We start from the raw sequence: 3944 nt of genomic DNA, 5'->3' as shown, positions 1-3944 counted from the left end.
CCGCACCGGGAAGATGGTCTTGCAGCACGAAGGCCGTCTCGGTTCCCCTCCCGGACTCGGCGACGATCTCCGGGCGTCGGCGGGCGACGTAGTCCCGCACCGACGAGTACGAGGCCTCGCAGCCGTGTTCGTCGATCAACCTTGTCCAGATCCGTTTGGTCGTGTGCCTCTGCTTCCGCGGCGCGGTCAGGTCCGTGACCAGCATGTCATCGATCAACGTCTTGAACCGTTCGAGCTTCGCCGCGATCCGCACCGGCCTCTTCCGGGGAGGCGGAACCGGAGACTCCAAGGCCGCGCGCACCGTCCGACGATGCACACCATGACGGTCCGCCAGCGCGCGGATCGACAGGCCCTCACACCGCGCATCGCGGCGGATGTCCTCGAAAAGTTGCACCCGAGACTCCAACCCGAACCCCTCACGGCCGGCGGTGTGGTCGGTCTCGATCATCGCGCCCACACCCGTCACCAGGATTCACACCGACCAAAACAGCCACCCCGGGCGTGTCGCGGTGGGGCCACTTCGAGCCGTCACACCCCTCACCGGATAAGGGTCGACTGGGTCCAACTCGAGCCGCCCGACCGGGGCCACTTCAGACTGCCAGAGCCAGAACGGTCGAACACGGGATCCGAACGGCACCGGCGCTCGGGATCCACACGCTCACAGGCGATCCCCTCACGGTCGTCGCGCTGACCTATCCTCACCGTCCGTCGACATCAACCATCCACCCAAAGGTTCGGGCACACCGCGCTTCCACCATCGAGGAGCACAAAAGGGGGTCCTCGATGGTCATCGATTTCCTACATCGAGCGGCACGCCCCACCCGGGCCTGGACGCACTCGGCGGATGTCACCAGTGGCCGAGATTGCCTTGCCAGAGTGCCACGAGGATGTACAGCGCAACAGCCAGTGGATAGTACAGATTGGTCATCGACGATCACCTTCACGCGGGGCCTCTCGACATCGGCTTGCCCCACCCGGATCGGGTACCCGCGTCGATGCCGCGGTACGCCTGCCACGCCGCTCACCTCACGGGTGAATTCCGCCGCCGCGGGGCACGAGTTCGAACCACGCGCTCGCTCCGCCGCGCAGATGCGGATCCGGGTAGCACAGGGCGAGGCCTTGCGCATCGAACGCGGTGAACCACTCCTCCCAGGAGATGTGCTCGAGCTCGCCGGGGCGAACCGCGGCAAAGTCGATGTGCAGGGCGGCTGCGGTGTCGGTGGTCGTCGCCGTTCGTGCCGGTACGCCGTGATGCGCCTGAATCCAACCGCGGATCTCGTCGTGATCGGTGGTGATGTGCCGGTGTGAGGTCATGTCGGATCGGTCCTGGTTGGGGGCAGCCGTACGCGGGTGTTGTTTCGGATTGGCTCGGGTTACCCGCGCCAGCGCGACCTGAACCCCACCTGCGAGCCGCAAGCCGACCCCCCGATTTCCGCATCAACAGGCCCCAGGCACATCGATCCGGATACGATCCGCGGTGTGACGCTCGGCGGTCTCACGCTGTCCCTTCTCCGGTTTCCCTACCGGCTGCTACGCGTGCGTTCGAGATGCAGCCGATAGCGCCCACTCTCCGGCGCCCGACCTTCGGATCAAAGCAAGTCTTTCGCCGCGACTACCGGGTACGCACACGCTTGACCGAGCACCCTCCAAGCGTGCACCGAGCTAGCCCCTCCCTCCCGGCGACGGCGAGACTGTTCGGATGAGCTGGCCGCTCCGGTCTCGCGCTGATCTGCGGTGGCAGAGTGGGCAAACCGCTGCACAGTGGCGGCGACGGTCAATCCGTCAGCCGCTGTCTGGCGAACAGCGTGGCGGGCATGCGCCTCGAAACCGCCGTCGATGTCTACCCGCCCGGGCGACCAATACCATCGCCCGCGACGACCGAGGGCCCCTCCGCCACAAGGAATATCGCCACGAAGATATCGGCAGCAGAAACTTCGCTGAAACAGCAAAGTCAGCAAGAATCCGGTCATGGGTTGGACACATAGTGCGACCGATTCGGGGTACTCCACCCACACGCTGCCCACGGCTCGACGGCTGTCCGCGGGCGGCGAGACCCTCTGTCGACTCCCCCTTTCGACCGAGGGCCGTCACCCGCCGCGCGTGGACCGAGGACGAACGATCGCGCTCACCCCCTCGGGCCCCGCGCGGCCCCGCGCGGCCCCGCGCGAGAAGTCACTCACACACCCCCGGCTCTTCCTCTCATGCCCGCTGCGGTGTGACCCGATGCGTCAACCGCGCGCAGGGACAGAACGTCCGCGACAGTCAGCGAGCTTTGCTGGTGAGGATCTGGACGAGGTCGTCGAGGGCGATCAGGGCGGCGGCGCTGTCCCGGTCGACGAGCCAACGCAGCACCAATCCGTTCATGCACGCGAGCGCGAACCGGGCGACCTGCTCGACCGGGGTGATCCAGGTGACGTCGGCGCGGGTCGCGCACAGGGTGAGGAACGCGACGGTTTCGGCGTCCATTGCGGAGTACTGCCGCTCGGCGATCGCCCCCGCCGCCAGGTTGCCGGCGCTGCGGCGGCGCAGCGCCTGGGCGGTCAGCTCGTAGGCCAGCAGCTGGTGGTGGGGGGTGGCTTCGACGATCGGCCACAGACCGCGGATTCCGGCGCGCAGCAGATCCTCGAGGGCCGGGATCCCGGTCAGCCCGGAGGGTTCGGTGTACTGCCCGAATGCCAGCCGCATCCCCTCGTTGACCTGCAAGATCTGAGTCTCGCCCAGTTCGGTGAGGAGGGTGTCCTTGTCGTGGAAGTGGTAGTGCACGATTCCGGGGGACACCCCGGCATCGGCCGCGAGTGGGCGCATGGTCAGCGCGTCGACGCCCTGCTCGGCCGCGATCATCAACGCCGCCTCCAGAAGTTGGGCGCGGCGCTCATCGGCGGGCAGCTTCTTCGCCATCAATCGAGCGTAAGCGTCCGGCGGTCGTGGGCCGGGGGCTTTATCCCACGACGATCAGCACCCCGACGGCCGCGACCGCGACCACGGAGGCGAGGATGCAGATCGTCCACGCCCGTGTCGCGACCCGGTGCCAGTCCCGGTCGCGGCGCACCTCCCGGGTAGTGAGGACCGGCGACGCCGTGGGTGAGACCGCAGCGTCGACCCGGTCCGGTCCCCGTTCGCGGGAGCGTCCGGACACCGCATCGGCGGTCACCGCCGCGGCGAGCGACACCGCGATCACGCACAACGTGACCATCAGGACTTCGACCATCCAGAACACATTCATACCGGCAACTCGAACTTCCTTGTTCCGCGGGTCTCCCCGCTCGGCGATGGGCCACCTTTCGGTCCCGCCCGGTCGTGTATCGCCGGTAGGGCTCATCGTGTTGCACCGATCGGCCCATAAACTTTCTTCTTTATTTTGATCAGTCGTCCAATTCCATTTTGACCACTCGTCCAATTCGACGCGGTCGCGGCGCCATTCCGAACGGCGACGCAGGAAATTGCGTGAGGAACCTGGTGGTGACGTCCGCAGCGCTGTTCGTAGATGACACCATGCGCCGCGACATGAAATAGTTCAGGCGGGCCGCGCCGATTTCCTTATGATTCTTCCCGCGAGGGCAGAAGACACTATGCGAAAGCGAGGTCCGTCATGCAACGACGGGTCCAACTGACCCGCACCACCATCTTGGCGCGGGCGGCGGAGCAATTCGATCGGCACGGGTACACCCACGCCGCCCTGCACGAGATCACCGGAGTTTCGCACGCCACCAAGGGCGGCCTCTACTTCCACTTCCGGTCCAAACGGACCTCGCCCGGCAGGCGACTGACGTCGGTCTGACCCGGTTCGACGACGGCTGCACCGAGCGGGCGGCACACCAGAGCAGCGCGCTCGAAGCGCTCATCGAACTGTCCTACGCGCTCGTCGACCCACGGCCACGACGACCCGTTGATCTGCGCCGCGTTCCGACTGGTCCTCGACCTCGGCGACCACCCCACCCCCGCAC

4 protein-coding genes and 1 pseudogene are annotated in these 3944 nt (G+C 66.8%); 1 reads left to right on the top strand and 4 read right to left on the bottom strand.

The window, feature by feature from the left end; all coding sequences use genetic code 11:
* The 4 genes and pseudogenes from G9373_RS44745 to G9373_RS44730 form a co-directional block, all read right to left on the bottom strand.
* Positions 1-448: pseudogene (locus tag G9373_RS44745) on the bottom strand (IS21 family transposase); the annotation flags it as partial.
* 578 nt (positions 449-1026) lie between these two features.
* The gene (locus G9373_RS44740) at positions 1027-1314 is read right to left on the bottom strand and encodes a hypothetical protein (protein WP_005574023.1); all 288 of its coding nucleotides are present in this window, start codon (positions 1312-1314) and stop codon (positions 1027-1029) included.
* Positions 1315-2262: 948 nt separating this feature from the next.
* Positions 2263-2898 carry a helix-turn-helix domain-containing protein gene (locus G9373_RS44735; protein ID WP_005574022.1) on the bottom strand — a complete coding sequence of 212 codons (636 nt, stop codon included), beginning with the start codon at positions 2896-2898 and terminating at the stop codon, positions 2263-2265.
* 40 nt (positions 2899-2938) lie between these two features.
* Positions 2939-3223, bottom strand: coding sequence for a hypothetical protein (locus G9373_RS44730; RefSeq protein WP_005574021.1), 285 nt, complete (start codon positions 3221-3223; stop codon positions 2939-2941).
* A 366-nt stretch (positions 3224-3589) separates the two neighbouring features.
* Between G9373_RS44730 and G9373_RS44725 the strand changes: the two genes are divergently transcribed.
* Complete coding sequence (locus G9373_RS44725) at positions 3590-3778, top strand: TetR family transcriptional regulator (protein WP_005574018.1); 189 nt, start codon at positions 3590-3592, stop codon at positions 3776-3778.
* The last annotated feature ends 166 nt before the right edge of the window (positions 3779-3944 follow it).

The organism is Rhodococcus sp. A14 (genome assembly GCF_011603105.1).
In the GTDB taxonomy this organism is placed as follows: domain Bacteria; phylum Actinomycetota; class Actinomycetes; order Mycobacteriales; family Mycobacteriaceae; genus Rhodococcus_F; species Rhodococcus_F opacus.
This window is presented reverse-complemented; position numbering and strand designations above follow the sequence as displayed.